At 56.3% G+C, this 17738-nt stretch carries 14 protein-coding genes; 12 read left to right on the forward strand and 2 right to left on the reverse strand.

Annotated elements, in window-relative coordinates:
• The gene (locus tag AWX27_RS07015; protein ID WP_049240784.1) at window positions 1–750 is read right to left on the reverse strand and encodes an AraC family transcriptional regulator; all 750 of its coding nucleotides are present in this window, start codon (window positions 748–750) and stop codon (window positions 1–3) included.
• 219 nt (window positions 751–969) lie between these two features.
• Between AWX27_RS07015 and AWX27_RS07020 the strand changes: the two genes are divergently transcribed.
• The 5 genes from AWX27_RS07020 to AWX27_RS07040 all read left to right on the forward strand — a co-directional run bounded on the left by AWX27_RS07020 (window position 970) and on the right by AWX27_RS07040 (window position 8340).
• Complete coding sequence (locus AWX27_RS07020) at window positions 970–3060, forward strand: TonB-dependent siderophore receptor (protein ID WP_230200955.1); 2091 nt, start codon at window positions 970–972, stop codon at window positions 3058–3060.
• 21 nt (window positions 3061–3081) lie between these two features.
• A complete protein-coding gene (locus AWX27_RS07025) occupies window positions 3082–3921 on the forward strand; it encodes an iron-siderophore ABC transporter substrate-binding protein (RefSeq protein WP_230200944.1) in 840 nt (279 codons plus the stop codon).
• Complete coding sequence (gene fhuB / locus AWX27_RS07030; protein ID WP_060420430.1) at window positions 3914–5899, forward strand: Fe(3+)-hydroxamate ABC transporter permease FhuB; 1986 nt, start codon at window positions 3914–3916, stop codon at window positions 5897–5899. The genes AWX27_RS07025 and fhuB overlap by 8 nt, the downstream gene beginning before the upstream one ends.
• A gap of 43 nt (window positions 5900–5942) precedes the next feature.
• On the forward strand, window positions 5943–7544 hold the full coding sequence (locus AWX27_RS07035) for a cyclic peptide export ABC transporter (RefSeq protein WP_225529042.1): 1602 nt from the start codon (window positions 5943–5945) through the stop codon (window positions 7542–7544).
• Window positions 7545–7707: 163 nt separating this feature from the next.
• Window positions 7708–8340 (forward strand): ECs1377 family protein, encoded by a 633-nt coding sequence (locus AWX27_RS07040; protein WP_038872328.1) that lies wholly within the window; start codon window positions 7708–7710, stop codon window positions 8338–8340.
• Between the two features lie 57 nt (window positions 8341–8397).
• Here AWX27_RS07040 and AWX27_RS07045 read toward each other — a convergent pair whose 3' ends face one another.
• Window positions 8398–8832: a DoxX family protein gene (locus tag AWX27_RS07045; protein WP_060420434.1), complete on the reverse strand. Its 435-nt coding sequence runs from the start codon at window positions 8830–8832 to the stop codon at window positions 8398–8400.
• A 1675-nt stretch (window positions 8833–10507) separates the two neighbouring features.
• Between AWX27_RS07045 and AWX27_RS07050 the strand changes: the two genes are divergently transcribed.
• The 7 genes from AWX27_RS07050 (at window position 10508) to tssG (ending at window position 17736) form a co-directional block, all read left to right on the forward strand.
• On the forward strand, window positions 10508–11473 hold the full coding sequence (locus tag AWX27_RS07050) for a type VI secretion system protein TssA (protein ID WP_060420436.1): 966 nt from the start codon (window positions 10508–10510) through the stop codon (window positions 11471–11473).
• Window positions 11474–11497: 24 nt separating this feature from the next.
• Window positions 11498–12055 (forward strand): type VI secretion system contractile sheath small subunit, encoded by a 558-nt coding sequence (gene tssB, locus AWX27_RS07055; protein WP_038872309.1) that lies wholly within the window; start codon window positions 11498–11500, stop codon window positions 12053–12055.
• The gene (gene tssC / locus AWX27_RS07060) at window positions 12052–13578 is read left to right on the forward strand and encodes a type VI secretion system contractile sheath large subunit (protein ID WP_019456177.1); all 1527 of its coding nucleotides are present in this window, start codon (window positions 12052–12054) and stop codon (window positions 13576–13578) included. Before tssB ends, tssC begins: the two co-directional genes overlap by 4 nt.
• 231 nt (window positions 13579–13809) lie before the next feature.
• Complete coding sequence (locus tag AWX27_RS07065) at window positions 13810–14334, forward strand: Hcp family type VI secretion system effector (protein WP_004935369.1); 525 nt, start codon at window positions 13810–13812, stop codon at window positions 14332–14334.
• 81 nt (window positions 14335–14415) lie between these two features.
• Complete coding sequence (locus AWX27_RS07070) at window positions 14416–14862, forward strand: type VI secretion system baseplate subunit TssE (protein ID WP_038872306.1); 447 nt, start codon at window positions 14416–14418, stop codon at window positions 14860–14862.
• 11 nt (window positions 14863–14873) lie between these two features.
• Window positions 14874–16715: a type VI secretion system baseplate subunit TssF gene (tssF, locus tag AWX27_RS07075; RefSeq protein WP_055317104.1), complete on the forward strand. Its 1842-nt coding sequence runs from the start codon at window positions 14874–14876 to the stop codon at window positions 16713–16715.
• Entirely contained in the window at window positions 16708–17736 is a 1029-nt protein-coding gene (gene tssG / locus AWX27_RS07080; protein ID WP_060420438.1) for a type VI secretion system baseplate subunit TssG, read from the forward strand. Before tssF ends, tssG begins: the two co-directional genes overlap by 8 nt.
• Window positions 17737–17738 lie beyond the last annotated feature (2 nt).

The raw sequence follows: 17738 nt of genomic DNA on the forward strand, positions 1-17738 counted from the left end.
TCACGCTTCCAGCGCGCTGTGAATATAGCGTTGCGGCGATACGCCCAGTTTTTTGCGAAACATGGCGATGAACGCGCTAGGGCTGGCGTAACCCAGTTCGTGGGCCAGTTGACCCACGGCTACGCCGCGCGCCAGATTGCATACCGCCTCCAGCAGGCGAATTTGCTGGCGCCATTCGGAAAAGCTCAGCGCGGTCTCTTCGCGAAACAGCCTCGCCAGGGTGCGTTCGCTGGCGCCGACCTTTTTCCCCCACCAGGCGAGCGTTTCGCCATGGCCCAATTCGCGGCACAAAGCATCGCATACCTGGCGCAGGCGCCGGTCGCTCGGCAGGGTCACGTGACACAGTTGGCCTGTCTGCATGCGTTGAAACTCATCGCTCAGCAGATTTTGAATGAGCGTAAGCCGTTCGGCGGAAATGGCGTTTTCAAGCCCGGCGGCAATCAGGGGATGTAGCAGGGGAGTGGCGCTCAACCCCTGGGGGCGTGCGCCATAGCGACGAGAAAAGGGCGGCGTAAAATAGATGTTGTGCGTCACGACGTCATTGATGGCTTCCAAACCGTGCGGTGTGCCGCTGGGGAGCCAAATGGCGCGGCCCGGCGAGAGCAGCCAGATATGCTGCGCGGTGGCGATTTTCGCCACGCCGCGCAGCGGCAAAATCAGCTGCCCCTGCTCATGCTGATGAACGGGCTCTTGGCTGCCGGGGCTGTAGCGCAGTTGACGCAGGCCTTCAATACCGTGATGGGATGTCATGTTTACCTGCCTCTGTCCGGTTCTCACCATTTGTGCCTATTGCTGCGATAACGGACAACGTTTGTCCGTCTGGCGACATCCTGACTGTCGGTAGCGCCATTCTGCCATGAACGGGCTTCTCTTTTAAAGTTGAATAATTATCATTTCCATCAAATTCTACTAACAGTCGGAAAGGCGAAGAGACAGATGGGCAAATTTTTCAGGGAAAAACCGTTGAAAGTGCTGGTATATACGATAATCGCAGGCTATAGCGGGCAAGCCTTTACCGCGGATGGCGGGCAGAATACCACAAAAGAAGAGACGCTGGTGGTGAGCGCGGCGGCGTCTCAGGATCAGGATGACGAGAGCACGCTGGTGGCGCACGGCGCCGCCTCCGCGACGAAGTCAAACCAGCCGATTAGCCGCACTTCACAGAGCATCTCTGTGGTGACGCAAGCAGAGATTGACGCGCAAGCGGCGAAAAACGTCCCGCAGGCGCTGCGCTATGTTTCCGGCGTCAACTCGGAGAGCGCCGGGCCGGATACCCGTTTCGACACCATCATCGTGCGCGGTTTTGAAGCCGACGAATACCTTGATGGCCTGCGGCTGCCGCGCGAAGCGTGGTGGAGCCGTCCGGCGTGGGATCCGTTCCTGCTGTCGCGCATCGAAGTGGTCAAAGGCCCTTCCTCGGTACTGTATGGCCAGGCGAATCCCGGCGGGATCGTCAACCTGGTCAGCAAAACGCCGCAGGCGTCCCCGTCCGGTGAGGTGTATGTCAGCGCGGGCAACGAAAACCAGTTTGGCGCCGGCATAGACGCTACCGGGCCGCTGAACGATAACGGCACGCTGTTGGGGCGCGTGGCGGGGACCTTTTTTGATACCGAAACCCAGGTCGATCATACCCGCTATCAGCATTATGACATCGCGCCGTCGCTGACGTGGCAGCCGGATGCGCACACCAGCCTGACGATTATTTCGCAGCTGCGCAAAGATCCGGACAGCGGATTTTACAACCAGATGCCGCTTTCCGGCACCTTGACGCCCAACCCGTACGGCCACATCTCGACCCGTTTTTATGGCGGCCAGCCGGGCTTCGACAAGTACGAACGCCAGCAGGGCAGCATCGGTTACCAGTTCCGGCACGATTTCAACGATACGGTGACTTTCCGCCAGAATCTGCGTTACCTCAGCAGCACCGGCGACTATCTGATGGTCTATCCATGGGGTGTGCATGCGGATGCGCCGCTCATCGATCGCTATTCGATGAACCTGAAGGAGAGCATGACCAACTTCGCGGTGGATAACCAGGCTGAATTCCACTTTGATACCGGTCGGGTGAAACATACGCTGCTGACCGGGATCGACCGGATGCATACCTCGGTGCGCAGCCAGTCGGGCTACGGCGACGCCAGCCCGATTAACTTCCTCAACCCGGACTATAGCGTGCCGGTGGCCATACCGCCGCTCGATAGCAGTACGCACAATACGCTCGATCAAACCGGGCTCTATCTCCAGGACCAACTCGAACTGGGGAGCTGGATCCTGAACCTGGCCGGCCGTTACGACGCGGCGAAAACCAAAAGTATCGATCTGCTGAACGACGCTCGTACCGAGCGCAATGACTATGCAACGAACGGGCGCGCCGGACTGCTGTACCACTTCGATAACGGATTGGCGCCTTACATCAGCTATTCCACTTCGTTTGTGCCGAGCAGCAGCAATGACTTTTACGGCCACGCCTTTAAACCGACCGAAGGCAAGCAGACGGAAGTGGGGTTGAAATACGATCCGGTCGGGCTGGATGCCTTGTTTACCCTGGCGTTGTACGACCTGCGGGAAACCAACGTGGCGACCGCCGATCCCGATCACCCGAACTTCAGCGTGCAGACCGGCGAAGTGCGCTCGCGCGGAGTTGAGCTTGATGGCCGCATCAATATCACGCCGGCGTGGTCGGTGCTGGCATCGTACAACCTGACCGATCCGAAAGTGCTGAGTGCCAACGACGATACGCAGGGCAAGCGTCCGGTGGGCATTGCGCGCAATACCGCCAAGCTCTGGAGCCAGTATGCCTTTGACGGCGCGCTTGACGGTGTGACGCTGGGCGGCGGCGTGCGCTATGTCGGCACCAGCTACGCCACCACGGACAACGGCCTGAAGGTGCCGGCGGCCACGGTCTACGATGCGCGCGTCGGCTATCAGTGGCGCCAATGGCAGCTGGCGCTGAATGCCGCCAATCTCGGCAACAAAACCTATCTGGCTTCCTGCTCCAACAATGGCTGCGAGTATGCGCTGAAACGCCAGTACATCGCGACCCTCAGCTATAAGTGGTGACCGATGCTGTCGCGACGCAGGTTGTTGACCGCTCTCCTGTTGGCCCCGCTTTACGCGCGGGCTGACGCCGGCCGGCCGCCGCAAAAGCTGGCCGTGTTGGATTGGGGACTGACGGAAATTCTGTTGGCGCTGGGGGTGACTCCGGCGGGCGTCTCGGCGCCGGATTGGTATCGCAAGCTGATCCCGACGCCTGCGCTGCCTGCTTCGGCGTTGGATCTTGGCCTGCTGTTTCAGCCCAATCTGGAAACGCTGTACGCACTGCGGCCGGACGCGATTGTCATCACGCCGCAGCATGCGTTGCTGAAGCCGGCGCTTGAACGCATCGCGCCGACGATCGCGCTGCCGACTCATGGGCTGGCGGAACTCATCAGCGCCGCCCGGCAATTGGGCGAACGGCTTCAGCGGCAGCCTCAGGCCGCGCAGATATTGGCCAGCCTGAACGGCAAGCTGAGCCGCGCCTCGCTGCTGGCGCGGCAGGTTGAACGTCCGGCGCTGCTCGCCGCCCCGGTAGATGCGCTGCACCTGCGGGTCTACACCGCAGGCAGTCTTCCCGGCGACGTATTGGCCGCCTGCGGGCTGCGCAACGGATGGCATGGCGGCGCGGGAGCGGAAGGCAGCGTGCTGGTGGAGCTGACCCGCATTGCCGATCTGAATGCGCGGCTGATGCTGTTGACGCCTGACGATCAGCGGGAGTCGGTGTCTCAATGGCGCCAAAGCCCGCTGTGGCAACGTCTGCCGCTGACCGCAGCGCACAACCTGAACCTGATAGAAGAAAACATCAGCGATGCCGGCGCCCTGATAACCGCTGGGCGCTTTGCCGATATTTTTACCGGGATGATGATGAGGTGGCGTGATGCATGAATCTTTTTCCCGCCGTCTTTCCTGGGGGGTCATCGCCGCGTTGTGGCTGACGTCGTTGCCGTTGGCGCTGACCGATATTCATCGGCAGGGCGGCATTGTCGCGTTGTTCTCCGAGCATAATCTCGATCCGGCGGCCATTATCCTGCATAGCATGTGGTTGCCGCGTCAGGGTATGGCGATGGTGGGGGGCGCTACGCTGGGACTGTGCGGCTGGTTGATGCAGCGTGCGCTGCGCAATCCCTTGGCGGAGCCGATGACGCTCGGCATGACCGCCGGAGCGACGTTGGCGATGGGGCTGGCATCGTTGTGGCTGCCGTCGCTGCTGGTCGGCGCGCGCACCGCCGTGGTGATTGTCGGTGAGATTGCGGCGCTCGCGTGCGTGCTGGCGCTCAGCTGGCGTCAGCGCATGTCGCCGCTGGCGATGGTGCAGGCGGGCATCATGATCAATTTGTGGTGCGGGGCACTGACTTTGCTGATCGCCATTATCAACGATCGCTTTTTACTTCAGGTACTGATGTGGGGAGGCGGTTCGCTGGCGGTGGAAAACGGGCAAATTCTGCTGCGGATGTTGCCGTGGCTCGCGGTCTGCGTAGTGGGCCTGTTGTTCTTGCTGCGCCCGCTTGAACTGCTGCAACTGCCGGAAACCGTGGTCAGCAGCCTCGGTGCATCGCCGGTGCGCATCCGCGCCGCCGCGGTGCTGCTGGCGCTGACCATGAGCGCACTCATCATTAACGCCGTCGGCGTCATCGGTTTTTTGGGGCTCGCAGCGCCCCATCTGGCGCGCTTTGGCGGCGCGCGAACATCCCGGCAAATGGTGCTGCATACGGCGCTCATCGGAGCGGGCCTGCTGTGGCTGACCGATCTTTGCGTCTCTCGCGTGTCGCTGGAGAGCGGCCAGCTGCTGCCCGTCGGCATGCTGACCGCCCTTACCGGCGGCCCGTTGCTGATGCTGTTGGCGCGTTTTGCACGGCAGCAAAGCATCGATCTTGCGCCGCCGTTGCCGGTGTCGCAGACCTCGCATCAACGACGGTTCATCTGGTTGTCGGCCGGCATTCTGGCTGCGGGGATCGTGGTCTCTTTATGTTTCGGCCATGGATTGCAGCATTGGCACTGGGCGGAAAGAGGGGAGCTGGCGAACCTGCTGCCATTGCGATTGCCACGACTGCTGGCGGCGGTGAGCGCCGGTGCGCTGCTGGCGGGGGCCGGCGTGTTGATGCAGCGGGTGAGCGGGAACCCGCTCGCCAGCCCGGAAGTGCTGGGTATCGGCGGTGGCGCGGCCATGGGGGTTACGGCCTTCGTGTTTTTGCTTCCCGCTGGCGGCAGTGGCTGGCTGCTGGCGAGTAGCCTGGGGGGCGCGCTGATAAGCCTGTTGCTGACGTTGTGGAACAGCCGTCGAAGCGACTTTAATCCGCAGCGGGTATTGCTCAATGGTTTGGCGCTGAATGCACTATGCCAGGCCGCGGTCAGCATCGTGATGCTCAACAATCTTGCCGCAAGTGCGGTGTTGTTGCCGCTGATGACGGGCAGTACCTATTACGTCGGCGCGTCGTTGGCCCAAGGTGTGTTTGTCATCACGCTGGTTCTCCTGGCGCTGATGCCGCTGTTCCGCCGCTGGTTGGTGCTGTTGCCGATGGGCAACGTCGCAGGCGCGCTCGGTGTGCCATTGTCGCGCGCACGTTTCAGCGTGTTGGCGATGGCGGCAGTCATGACCGGGCTGGCGACGTTGCTGGTCGGCCCGGTGTCTTTCATCGGCCTGCTGGGGCCGCATCTGGCGCGCAAGATGGGCGCGAAAGGGCCGCTGATGCAGCTCTATACCGCCGCGCTGTTGTCATCCGCCATCATGACCGTTGCCGACTGGCTGGGGCGCAATGCGCTCTACCCGCGCCAGCTGCCGGTCGGGTTGGTGGCGTCGCTGATCGGCGTCCCCCTGCTGGTATGGCCGTTAATTCGTAATAAGACATCCCGGTCAAAACCATAAAAAGTGTGAGTATGAGCAAGGAATTTGCATGTCGGTATTAATGATGTTGTTTCGTATGGTGCGCGGTTGGCTACTGCTCGCCGTGGTCGCCGGTGTCGTCAGCGGGCTGTGCAATGCCTCTTTGCTGGCGATGATCAATCACGGTCTGACGCAATCCAATGAGGCTTCATGGCTGAGTCCGGGAGGCGATTTTGCGTTACTGACGCTGTTGATGCTGGCGGCGCGCGTGGTTTCTCAAACCACGTTTATGGCGCTGGGACAAAAGGTGAAGGCGCGCTTGCGCAGCGAACTGGTGCAAGACGTCAGCGAAACGCGCTGGCTGCTGTTGGAGAAAGCGGGAATGGCAAGAACGCTGTCCGTGCTGACACAGGATCTCGATACGCTGGTGGTGTTTTTCGTCAACCTGCCCAATCTGCTGATTTTCGGCGCCGTTATCGTTGGCTGCCTGATTTACCTTGGCAGCCTGTCATTGAGCGTACTGGCGCTGGCATTGGCGGTGATTGTCTGCGGCAGCTTGGGCTACCGCGCCGCGCACGGCCCCGCGATGCGTTTGTTGCGCCGATCGCGTCAGCGGGAAGATACGCTGATTCAGCAATGCAAAAAATTGTTTGACGGCGCGAGGGAGTTTCGGCTTAACGCGGTGCGTCGCCGTCAATTCGTCAGCGGTGAACTGGCGCAAAATATTGACGCGGTTCGCCGGGAGAGAACCCGCGGTTATGTGTTGTACGGTTTGGCGAGCAGTTGGGGAAGCGCGTTGTTTTTCGCTTTCATCGGCCTGGTGTTGTTCAGCTTGCGCGACGGGCTGGCTTTGGACGAGCGGGCGCTTACCGGCTATATCATGGTGTTTCTGTATATGATTGTGCCGGTCGAAGGGCTGTTATCCGCGCTGCCCACCCTGGCCGGTGCGCGGGTGGCCATGCAGCGGGTACAGTCGCTGCGCGCGCAACTCAGGCCCGAAGTTCCACAGCGCCATTTTACGCCCCCTCCTTTTGCTTCGTTAGCGTTGGATAATGTCCGTTACCAATATCAGAACGAAGAAGGGGAGCATTTCACCCTTGGCCCGCTGAATATGCACATTGCGCCCGGTGAACTCATTTTTATCGTCGGTGGCAATGGCAGCGGCAAGACGACGTTGGCGAATCTGCTGGTGGGAATTTATCCTCCCGATAACGGCGCGATTTTGCTTAACGGCGAGCCGGTCAGCGACGATCTTCTGGAAATATACCGTCGGCATTTTTCGGTGGTGTTCAACGACTTCTTTCTTTTTGACGATGTGGCGTTCGTCACTGAGCGCACGCCAAAGCAGGTCGAACATCTGCTGCGCCTGCTGAAGTTAAGCCATAAAGTCAGTTTTGCCCACGGCCGTTTTTCAACAATCGCGCTCTCTCAAGGGCAGAGAAAACGGCTGGCTTTACTGCAGGCGTGGTTGGAAGAGCGCCCGGTTTATCTGTTTGATGAGTGGGCCGCCGATCAGGATCCGGAGTTTAAGGCGGTGTTTTATCTTGAACTCTTGCCGATGCTGAAGGCCGAAGGCAAAACGGTCATCGCGATTACTCACGACGATCGCTATTTCTACCTGGCGGATCGCATCATCAAGCTGGAATCGGGGCTGGTGGTCCCATCGACGCATGGCGTGCCGTCATGATGCACATTGCTTTCACCCAGCACGATATTGGGCTTTTTTCCCCTCATGCTTGATGATTCGCCCCGGCTGTCCTCTGCACAGTGAACGCGCTGATAGTGTACTGTTGCCCGCAGGTAAGGTAATTTGCTGATGGCAATGATGACTGACGCGGGGGCTAATGGGCATGAACGAGAAAATCGACTATCACATCGAGAAATACCATTTCGCGCCGCTGGATGAGGCCCCGCGGCTTGCGCACCAGTGGAGCGAGGTGCTGAACGAGTGCCGCGAGACGCAGGCCGGAGCGGAGGAGCGTCTGCGCATTGCGCTGCTCAACGTGGATTATGTGACCAGTTTCGAACTGCCTTTCCGGTTATTGCTGGTGCGGGCGCCGCAGCTGATCGCCGGAATACGGGAGGAGCTGCCGCTCAGCCAGAAGAATGTGGTGTTCAACGGCAAGCGTTTCGGCTGCGTCTACAGCCTGAAAAGCGATTTGAGCGGCGTGCCGGAGGCCTTTCAGTACAGCCTGTCGACCCGCATTCACCGCCGGGCGGCATCGGGCGTGGACGCGCTGCCATACCGGGAAATCGCCAAGGCGCTCAAGGCGCCGCGTGAGCGGCTCAGGTTGGCGCTCGAGCAAGGGCTGCCGGTAACGGCGCTGGACGGATTGTTCTGGTTCGGCATCCAGCGTATTGCCGCCGAGGTGCGCAGGCTAAGAAAAACCGGCATGGCGATCGTGACGGCGGAAACGGAGATCTTCGACACCCTGACCGGCACGACGCGCAAGGTCCCGGTGTACCGCCTGGCCGAGAGTTAATTGTCGTTTCCGCACAAAGGAGGTTCGAATCAGGAACCTCCTTAATTATGGTATCGCTTACCGATAGGCTTCATTGCGCGCAATCGCGTATTTGCCGCTGCCCAGCAGCAGGATGGCAAGCCCGCCCATAAAGAACACCAGTTCGTTTTCAATGCCCCAGGCGCCGACGTCGGTAACGGTGAACACCTTGCCAGTGCCCACCATCAAAAACGCCACCACCAGCGTAAAGGCGTAAACCAGCGCGGCGGGGCGGGTGAACAGCCCCAAAATGATCAGTATCGGCGCCAGGATCTCGCCCACGTACACGCCATAGGCGATGAAGGCGGGCAGCCCCTGTTCCTGCAGCGCGCCGGCGATCCAGCCGACGCCATGCTGAATTTTCGCTACGCCGTGAAACAGCATCAGCCCGCCGAAGGTCAATCTGAGCGCCAACTTGCCGGCGTCCGGGCGATCAAAAAGACGAGTGAATGCCGCATTCAGTGATTTAACCATGGCCTTTTCTCCTGAATAGGAATGATTTTCAATCAATGTACCAGTCAGGTGAATGCGAAAGATGTCCTGGATCAGTAAAACGGTGGGCTTCGCGCCGACTTTTCGCGTGAGGTGGAGGGATAGTTGAAAGGCGGCGGCTCTCTCAGGGAGCGCACGTTCAAGGCGGCAGGTGAGGTTGCGCTCCGCTTTTTCACCCGCAATAACATTCTCACACCGGCTGAACGTAGGGTGAAAAAAGTCTCTGGGCCGTTTTCACGCGTTACCTGGTTATGCGGCTGCACATTCTTTTTATGTCTGTTTTTACCCCCGGAGTCGCGGCGGCGGCACCGTGTGAGGATGGCGGCAACATAAAGATCAATAAGGTTTTTTTCCTTAATAATAATCGACGACGCGCGTGTGATATAACCCTATAGGGTTAATCTTGTTTTTATTTTGTACTGCTAACTAATTAGCGGTTCTTTTTCGCCATCTTATTGGGAATTATCTTGCTTATTTTGTTTTGCGAAAGTTGATCCTGTGGGAAGGAATGTTGCCCGTTGCATTTATTTCCGATTTTTTCCTTGTTTTTTGATGTGAATTCAACGGTGAAGAGATTCCGACTGATTTTATGAGTGGCATTATGATCGGCTGTAAACTTTGGTGAACTATTTTTATCAGACTAAAAATAATAGAAATACTGATTTTTCAAGTTATTGAATTGTTTAATAATTGTATATTATTTTGTTAATTTTTTATTAAAAAAATAATATTTTCCCTTGATATTGGTTTTGGCTTTGCTAGTATCAAATTAGTGGTCTTATCAGTTAGGAAAACATCCCTTGAGCATGGAGTGGATCGCTGGTCATAACGGGGTTATCGCCGTCACAAGATTGAAGTGGTTATTTTGCCGGCAGGTGAAATGATATTATTCATACCACTTTATCGAACCCGGCGATTTTTAGATGCTGACTCAGTGCTGGCCTGGCGTAAAAGAATACGTCGGTGAATGGGGGATGAATCTTAAGTTAATCTGATCATTACCCTGGGTTAACTATAAAAAATGTGCTTTATCAACCCAGCTGTTTGCGTGCCAATACCGTGTTAGGTGCGCCACGGCGGAATGTTAACTCAGAACCTAAGCTTTAAAATTAATAATCAAAACTCTCGCCAAATTGTTTATTTTCACACCAGGTTTCGCATTTGTAAGTACTGAGTGCTGGAAATGAAAGTCACACTGTCATCGTGTTCTCATGATCATTGCGTGCTACCCGATCGCAAGAAACGAATGACTGTCATGCTTGTATGAAAAAATTTCACTATTTACCATAGTTACCATTTGATTGTTAAATTATTTGTATTCTGAGGTTTTATTGGAATTATCCTACCAACGGAGAAACGTTGTTTTTAGGGCATTTTTTGATTTTTTTCCTATTATTAGCTTGCATAATTATTGTTTATAACTTGTTGATTTTAAAATGAAAAAATAAATATGTAAATGTAAAATAGTTTAAACCGATCACTGGGTTTTTATTGATAGGTTTAATCTATTATTGTTGTTAATATTAATACATCTAAACAATTTGCGGGCTTGGTGACGACTAATTACGCTAAAAGGACTCTGGGAAAGACTGGCGAATGTAAAAGCCCATTTTTATAGGCTTTATGTTTGTAGTGCTGATGAAAAGGATATCAGGCCATGAATGAAGTCATCTCAACAGCAGTTAACGGCGTCGAATTTGACCCTCGATACAGTGAAATTGAATTCACGTTATCGGAATTTGACAGCCAAACCGATCCGCTGAATGCAGTGGATAATGCACGCGACATCAATTGGCATGCTATTCGCGAGCAATCCGCCGCCTTACTTGAACAGTGCTTTGATTTACATGTCGTGCTGTGGTTTATGCGCGCTAACCTTCATATCGATGGTTTTTCGGCTGTCTATCAAGGCATCACGACTATCGACGGCAAATATGCCGAAGAGGGAAGCACCATTTTCCCTCAGGCCGATATGGAGCCGGCGACGGACAGCTTCCATGCGGCCGCGTTAGGCTGGCTCGCCACCTCGTCCTGCCTGCACGAAATCAAAAACAGCAAGATCTTCCCCGATACGCCGTTAACCACCGATGAACTGCTCAATATGCGAATGGACGAGCAGGAAGGCAAAAGCCTGCATTTTTCGGAAGTGGTGAAGGTGTTGGGGCAGGCTGACAGCTATTTTGCCGGCAGAAATATGCCGTCATTAAAAGAACAGCTGTCGCAGGGAATCGACGCCCTGGAGCGCGTGGAAAACTACGCCAACCTGCAGGCTGAAGATTACCGGCTGGACTGCCGCCAGGTACGCGACTATTTAGCGCTCTTCAGCCGCCAATTACTCTCTCTCGAACAGCAGGAATTGCCGGAGGAGATCGGCGCTGCGCCGGCCGACGCGGAAGCGGCGGAGGCGCCGGCCACCCTGCCTGGCAAATATATCCGTTCCCGGCAGGATGTCATCTTGCTGTTGGACCAGGTTTTGGACTATTTCCAAAACTATGAGCCCAGCCATCCGGCCCCCATTCTTATTCGACGTTCACAAAAAATGATCGGTATGGACTTCGCGACGATTGTTGAGGAGCTTTTGCCGGAATCTCTGGCCTCGTTAAATCAATTGTCCGGGAAGTAATTTTTCTCACAAAGGAGTTTTCCAATGGCTAAGGACTCAAGCTCTCAGAAATTTATCGGTAAAAATAACGCGCCCCGCGTGCAAATTGAATATGACGTAGAGCTCTACGGTTCACAAAAGAAAGTAGAGTTACCTTTTGTCACGGGGGTCATGTCCGATCTCTCTGGGCATCGGAAAAAACCTTTGCTGCCGATCGAAGAGCGAAAATTCCTGACGTTCGATCAGGACAATTTCAACGATCGCATGCGGGCCATTAAACCTCGTCTTCAATTTTACGTGGAGAATACCTTGAGTGAGGATGATGCGCTGCTGGACGTGGAATTAGAGTTTGAATCGATGGAGGATTTTTCGCCCGGCGCCATCGCCAAACGGGTTCCGCAGATGCAACGCCTGCTGGAGGCCCGCGAACATCTCACGGAACTGATCACGTATATGGATGGCAAATCCAGCGCGGAAGAGGTGGTGAAGAATCTGCTGGAGAAGCCCGATTTTCTGCATCGTTTGGTGACGGATGCACGTAAAACGGTCGCGGATGCGGAACAGGATGTGCAGGATTCCGGGAATAAAGGAGATGAGGAATGAGAGCGAGGCAACGACGCTATTCAGCTAAGCAGCAGGCAACGGCGGTCGCTGAAGTTGAAACGCAGGAAACGGAAAACGAGCTTGACGGTCTGCTCAAGCGTTCGTTCCGGCCCAGAACGAACGAGGCCTCAGAAGCGGTTCGTCGGGCCATCGGCACGCTGTCCGAATATGCCAACCAGGGCAAGGTCAAGGTCAGCCAGGATGTCGTATTGACCATTGAATCGCTGATCGCCCAGATCGACGAGCAGCTTTCGCAGCAGATGAACAATATCTTGCACCATAAGGAGTTCCAGAAGCTGGAGTCCGCCTGGCAAGGTCTGAGTTATCTGGTCGACAATACCAACGTCAGCGAAACGCTGAAGATTCGGGTATTGAACATCAGCCAGGATGAGCTGACGCGCAATCTGCGGCGCTACCGAGGATCGGCCTGGGATCAAAGCCCGGTGTTCAAACAAATTTATGAACAAGAGTATGGCCAGTTCGGTGGCGAGCCGTTCGGCTGCATCATCGGCGATTTTGAGTTCGATCACAGCCCGATGAGCGTGACGCTGCTGACGGAGCTGGCGAAAATTTCCGCCGCCTCGCACTGTCCGTTTATTTCCGCCGCTTCGCCGTCGCTGCTGCAGATGAGCAAGTGGAACGAATTGGGCAACCCGCGGGATATCGGCAAGATTTTCACCACGCCGGAATACGCTTCCTGGCGCCGCCTGCGCGAAAGCAACGATTCGCGTTATCTGGTGCTGACCATGCCGCGTTTCCTGTCGCGTTTGCCTTACGGTGCGAAGACCAACCCGATCGAAGAGTTCGCCTTCGAGGAGGCCGTCAGGCCAGATATGGATGATGATTTCTCCTGGGCCAACTCGGCGTATGCGATGGGCGTCAACATCAACCGCGCCTTCCATGAGTACGGCTGGTGTTCGAAAATCCGCGGCATCGAATCCGGCGGCTCGGTGGAGGAACTGCCCGCCTACGCGTTCCCTTCCGATGAGGGCGGTTATGAGCTGACGTGCCCGACGGAGGTCGCCATTTCCGATCGGCGCGAGCAAGAGCTGTCAGACGCCGGGTTCTTGCCTTTGGTGTATCGCAAACATTCTGATTTCGCCGCCTTTATCGGTTCTTGCACCATGCATGCCCCGGCGAAATATGAAGATCCGGATGCGACGGCCAACGCCAAGCTTTCCTCCCGGCTGCCGTACATTTTTGCCACGTGCCGCTTTGCACACTATTTGAAATGCATCGTACGCGACAAAATCGGTTCTTTCCGTTCCAGAGACGATATGCAGCTGTGGCTGAATGACTGGCTGATGAATTACGTGGATGGCGATCCTTCCGTGTCGACGGAAGCGACGAAAGCGCGTCGTCCATTGGCCGCCGCCGAAGTTCGCGTTGAGGATGTTGAAGACGATCCGGGTTATTACCGCGCACATTTCTATTTGCGCCCGCATTACCAATTGGAAGGCATGACCGTGTCCTTGCGATTGGTATCAAAACTTCCGTCAGCCAAAAAAGATGGGAGCAGATAAGTCACGGCTGGTCATTGGTTTGGATATTGCCGACGTTAATTATTAAATGGCGTGGGTGAGAATTGATATTTCATTGAAATTTAGCGGCGTTATTCTCTGCGTCATGGCTATTTATTAATGGCTAATGGGTTCCCATTGTCGCTATTTCAATGATTGCGTAGGCAATATAACGACTTATCTGAGTAGACATTTCAATTAACGTAGTAGGACCTATCAGTCAAGGAGACAAAAATGAGCACTAAAGCTTTAGTAGACTATTTTTTGAAGATTGAAGGTGTTGACGGTGAATCCCCTGACCAAACTTATCCGGGATGGATTCAGCTGCAAGCCTGGCAATGGGCGGAGGAAAATGCCGGGCGCTGGGGATTCGGCAGCGGCGGTGGTTCCGGCAAAGTCGAAATGAAAGACTTTGAATTCCGTATGGTAAGCAATAAGGCTTCGCCGAAGCTGTTTCTGATGTGCGCCACCGGCGAGCATATTCCTCAGGCAAAACTTGTTTGCCGTAAATCAGGCCAGGGTCAGCAAGACTTTATTGCCGTGACCTTCAGTAACTGCCTGGTTTCCTCATTCAAGACCGTGGGTAATATGCCGCTGAACTCCACCATCGGTACTGAAATCGATACCGTGCTGCCCACCGATGTTATCAAGCTGAATTTCGCACGTATCGAAGTTGAGTACAAAGAGCAAAACAACGATGGCTCCATGGGTGCGGTGATTAAGACGGGGTATGACCTCAAGCTTAACGCCCGCATCTGATCATTGATGTCGTAACACTTATTGCAGGCCGTCTGCCCGCAGATCTTGCGGGCAGACACACTCATTACCGCGAGGTGTTAAATGAAAGCGTCATTACCCATGCTATTCGATAAGCTCAGCGTGAGAAGTCAAAGCGGCAGCGCCGATAATTGGCGGCGCGTCCTGGTGCGCGATATCGAATTCTTATTGAATGACGCATCGCGCAGCGCAGATTTAAAACTTCACGATTATGCGCACAGCGAAAGCTCGGTATTGAATTATGGCCTGCCGTCGTTGAGCCAACGAATACCGATTAATACCGATCCGCTAACGCTGGCGAGACATATACAAAGAATCATTACGTCTTTTGAGCCACGGCTGGATCCGAAAACGATTCGCGTGGTGCCGGTAGTGAATGAGCGTCAATCGTATGTATTGGCGATCTTATTCGATATCTATGGCACCTGCTCATTACCGGGTGACGAAATGCTGGTGAATTTGCGCATAGCTCTTGATTATTCCTGTGGCGCCGTACACGTATTTGATTAATAGAGGTGACTATGTTCAGTGAGCGTTTTCTCCAATTATATAATGATGAGCTGCGTTATTTTCGCGAGGCCGGCCGTCAGTTCGCCTCTTCGCATCCCCAGGTCGCTCAGCATTTAGGCATGCATATCGACGGCGTGCTGGATCCTTTCGTCGAGCGCCTGTTGGAGGGCTCTGCTTTTCTTTGCACCCGCATCCAGGAAAAGCTGAACAACGAGCAGCCAGAATTCGCCTTGCAAATGCTTTCGCGCCTGGCGCCCTTGTGGTACACGCCGGTTCCCGCGATCGCCACCGTTGCGATTAAGCCCGATCTCTCTTTTCCCCAGTGGCACAGCCAGGTCGACCTGCCGCGCGGGAGCCGAATGACCCTGAACGATATCTCGCTGAACAACAAACCCGCCACCTTCACCACGGCGCGGCATATTAAAGTGCAGCCCGTTGAGATTGCGCTGGCGGAATGCGAAATCCTGCCGCCTCACCATTTGCCCGACGGCGCCGCCAGGCATATGCAAGACTGTTCGGCCTACGTCAGAATCGGCCTGACCACGCACGGCGTGTTGCCCGTCTCGGAACTGGATCTCGAGCCGTTGCACCTGACGTTGGCGGAAGATACGGTGCGGGCCAACCAGCTGATGGCCGCGCTGCTTAATCGCACCTTGCGCATCGTGCTATGGGCGAAAAACGACGATCGGCCGGTCATCAAAGTCTTGCAACCGGAAAGCCTGCGTCTGGGCGGCGTCGGCGACGAAGAGGCGTTGTTGCCCACCGCGGTGGGGGAATTGCCCGGCAACCGCCTGATGCGCGAGTACTTTGCGGCGCCGAGCCGCTTCTTCAGCCTGGAGCTGCATGGCGTGCGGGACTTTCTGCGCCAATGTGAACGCGTCCATGAATTCGAGATTTTGTTCGCGCTTGAGCAACGCCCGCTTACGCTGATCGGTCGCGTCAACGCCAGGGATTTTCATCTTTTCGCGACCCCGGTCATCAACCTGTATCGCCGCCATTGCTCGCCGGTGCTGCTGACGGGAGAGCGCACGGAGCATCAGCTGGTGGTCGATCGTTTGAACACCTCGCTGTATGAGATTCATAGCGTCAAACAGGTGAAGGGCATGCTGCCCGACGGCAACCCGGTGATTTTCTCTTCGCTGCAGGCCGACGTGCACTACGACTGCGAGCGGGAGCCGGCCGGCTATACGTTACACCGCCGCCGGGAACCGTCCCCATCCAAATACAACAACCCGCACCTGCCCAACGAAGATACCTTTATCGCCATTTCGCCGGGCAAAAGCGGCATCGACATCGATGACATCACGTCGCTAAGCGTCGAGGCGCTGGTCTGCGAACGGCATCTGGTGCCTGCGCACCTGCAGCAACCGCATTTTCAGCTGGAAACGGCGATGCCGATCCACCAGGTGGAGATCGTCCGCTATCCGAGCAACCCTGTCGCGGTGCCGAACATCAGCCAGGCGTGGCAAGCGATCCAGATGCTGGCCTCCAATCCTTTGCGCCATGCGCGCCCTGACGTGCAGGATTGCTCGGCGCTGTTGCGCGACTGGCTGTCGTTGTTCTGCCATCAGGATGACTCCAGCCAGCGCAAACGCATCGCCAGCATCAAAAACGCCTGGGTGGAGCACCACTTCGAACGCAATCAGGGGCCGGGGCCGCTGGCCTGGATCCGCGGGGCCGAGATCGCCGTCAACCTAAGCGCCAACCATCATGCCGATCACGGCGCCTATCTGTTCGGCAAAATATTGCACCACGCGCTGAGCCAATACGGCGATCTGAACCAAACGTTGAGCATGAAGCTGTTGCTGGATGGGGAAACCCACGCCGACTGGGGGGCGCTCTACTATGGCTGATATGTCGCTGATGCGCGAAACGGCGCTGTCATTGGAACAGGCGCCGGCGCCGGGGGCCCAAGGCGAAAGCGTGGGCCAGGCCGAAATCCGCGGGCTGTCCAATCGGCAGGATTTCTTCGAGCTGTTGCGGCGCATCGAGCGTGCGCAGCCGGATGCGCCGCGGCTCGGCGTCTCCAACGATCGCAGTCGCGAAAGGCTCTGCATCACTCAGCCGGCGGATATGGGCTTTGCCTCGCGTGAAATCGCCTCCATCGTACAACGCCCTACGCAGGTGCTGATTCAGGCGCGGCATTTCGGCATGTTCGCCCCTTACGGCCCGCTGCCGATCCATGTGACCGAGCATGCGCGCACCGAAGTCATCGCCAGGCGTAATCAGGCGTTCCAGCAGTTCGTCGGCATCGTCAGCCAGCGCTTCGCCGTACTGCATTACCGGGCCTGGGCGCAGCTGAAGGCGATGATCGGGCATGACCATGACGATGACAAAAACCCGTTCTTGCATCATCTGCGGCAGACGGTGGGCGTCGACACCACGTTGGCCGTGAACCCGCATATCCAGAGCCTGCGCGAAGCCTACCCCGGCATTTATCTGCCGGGCCGCCGCTCGCTGCGCCAGCTTAACAAGATGCTGGCGGCCTACTTCGCCGTTCCCATCGAAATTACGCCGCGCTACGCCAAATGGATCGACGACGGCAAAAAAAACGGCAGCCAAAAGCTGGGCAAGCTAGGGAGCACGCGCATCGGTAGCCGCTTTTTCGATGCCCAGTACGGCGCGCATATTCAAATCGGGCCGCTGGGGGCCCCGCATTATCAGCAGTATCAGCGCGGCAGCCGGCGGCTGCAGGCGCTGGTGAGCATCTGCCATGACTTCACGAGCCATCAGCTGATGTTGGACGTCAGCCTGCTGATCGCCACGGAGCCGGGCATGGCGGCGCAGCTGGGCGGCAAGTCGCTGAGTAAAGACAGCTGGCTGAAACCTAAGACAGGGACGTTTAGGCAGCTGGTTTATCAATCAACAACTTAATA

Origin of the sequence: Serratia sp. 2880STDY5682894 (assembly GCF_001537385.1) — a bacterium.
GTDB lineage: Bacteria > Pseudomonadota > Gammaproteobacteria > Enterobacterales > Enterobacteriaceae > Serratia > Serratia nevei.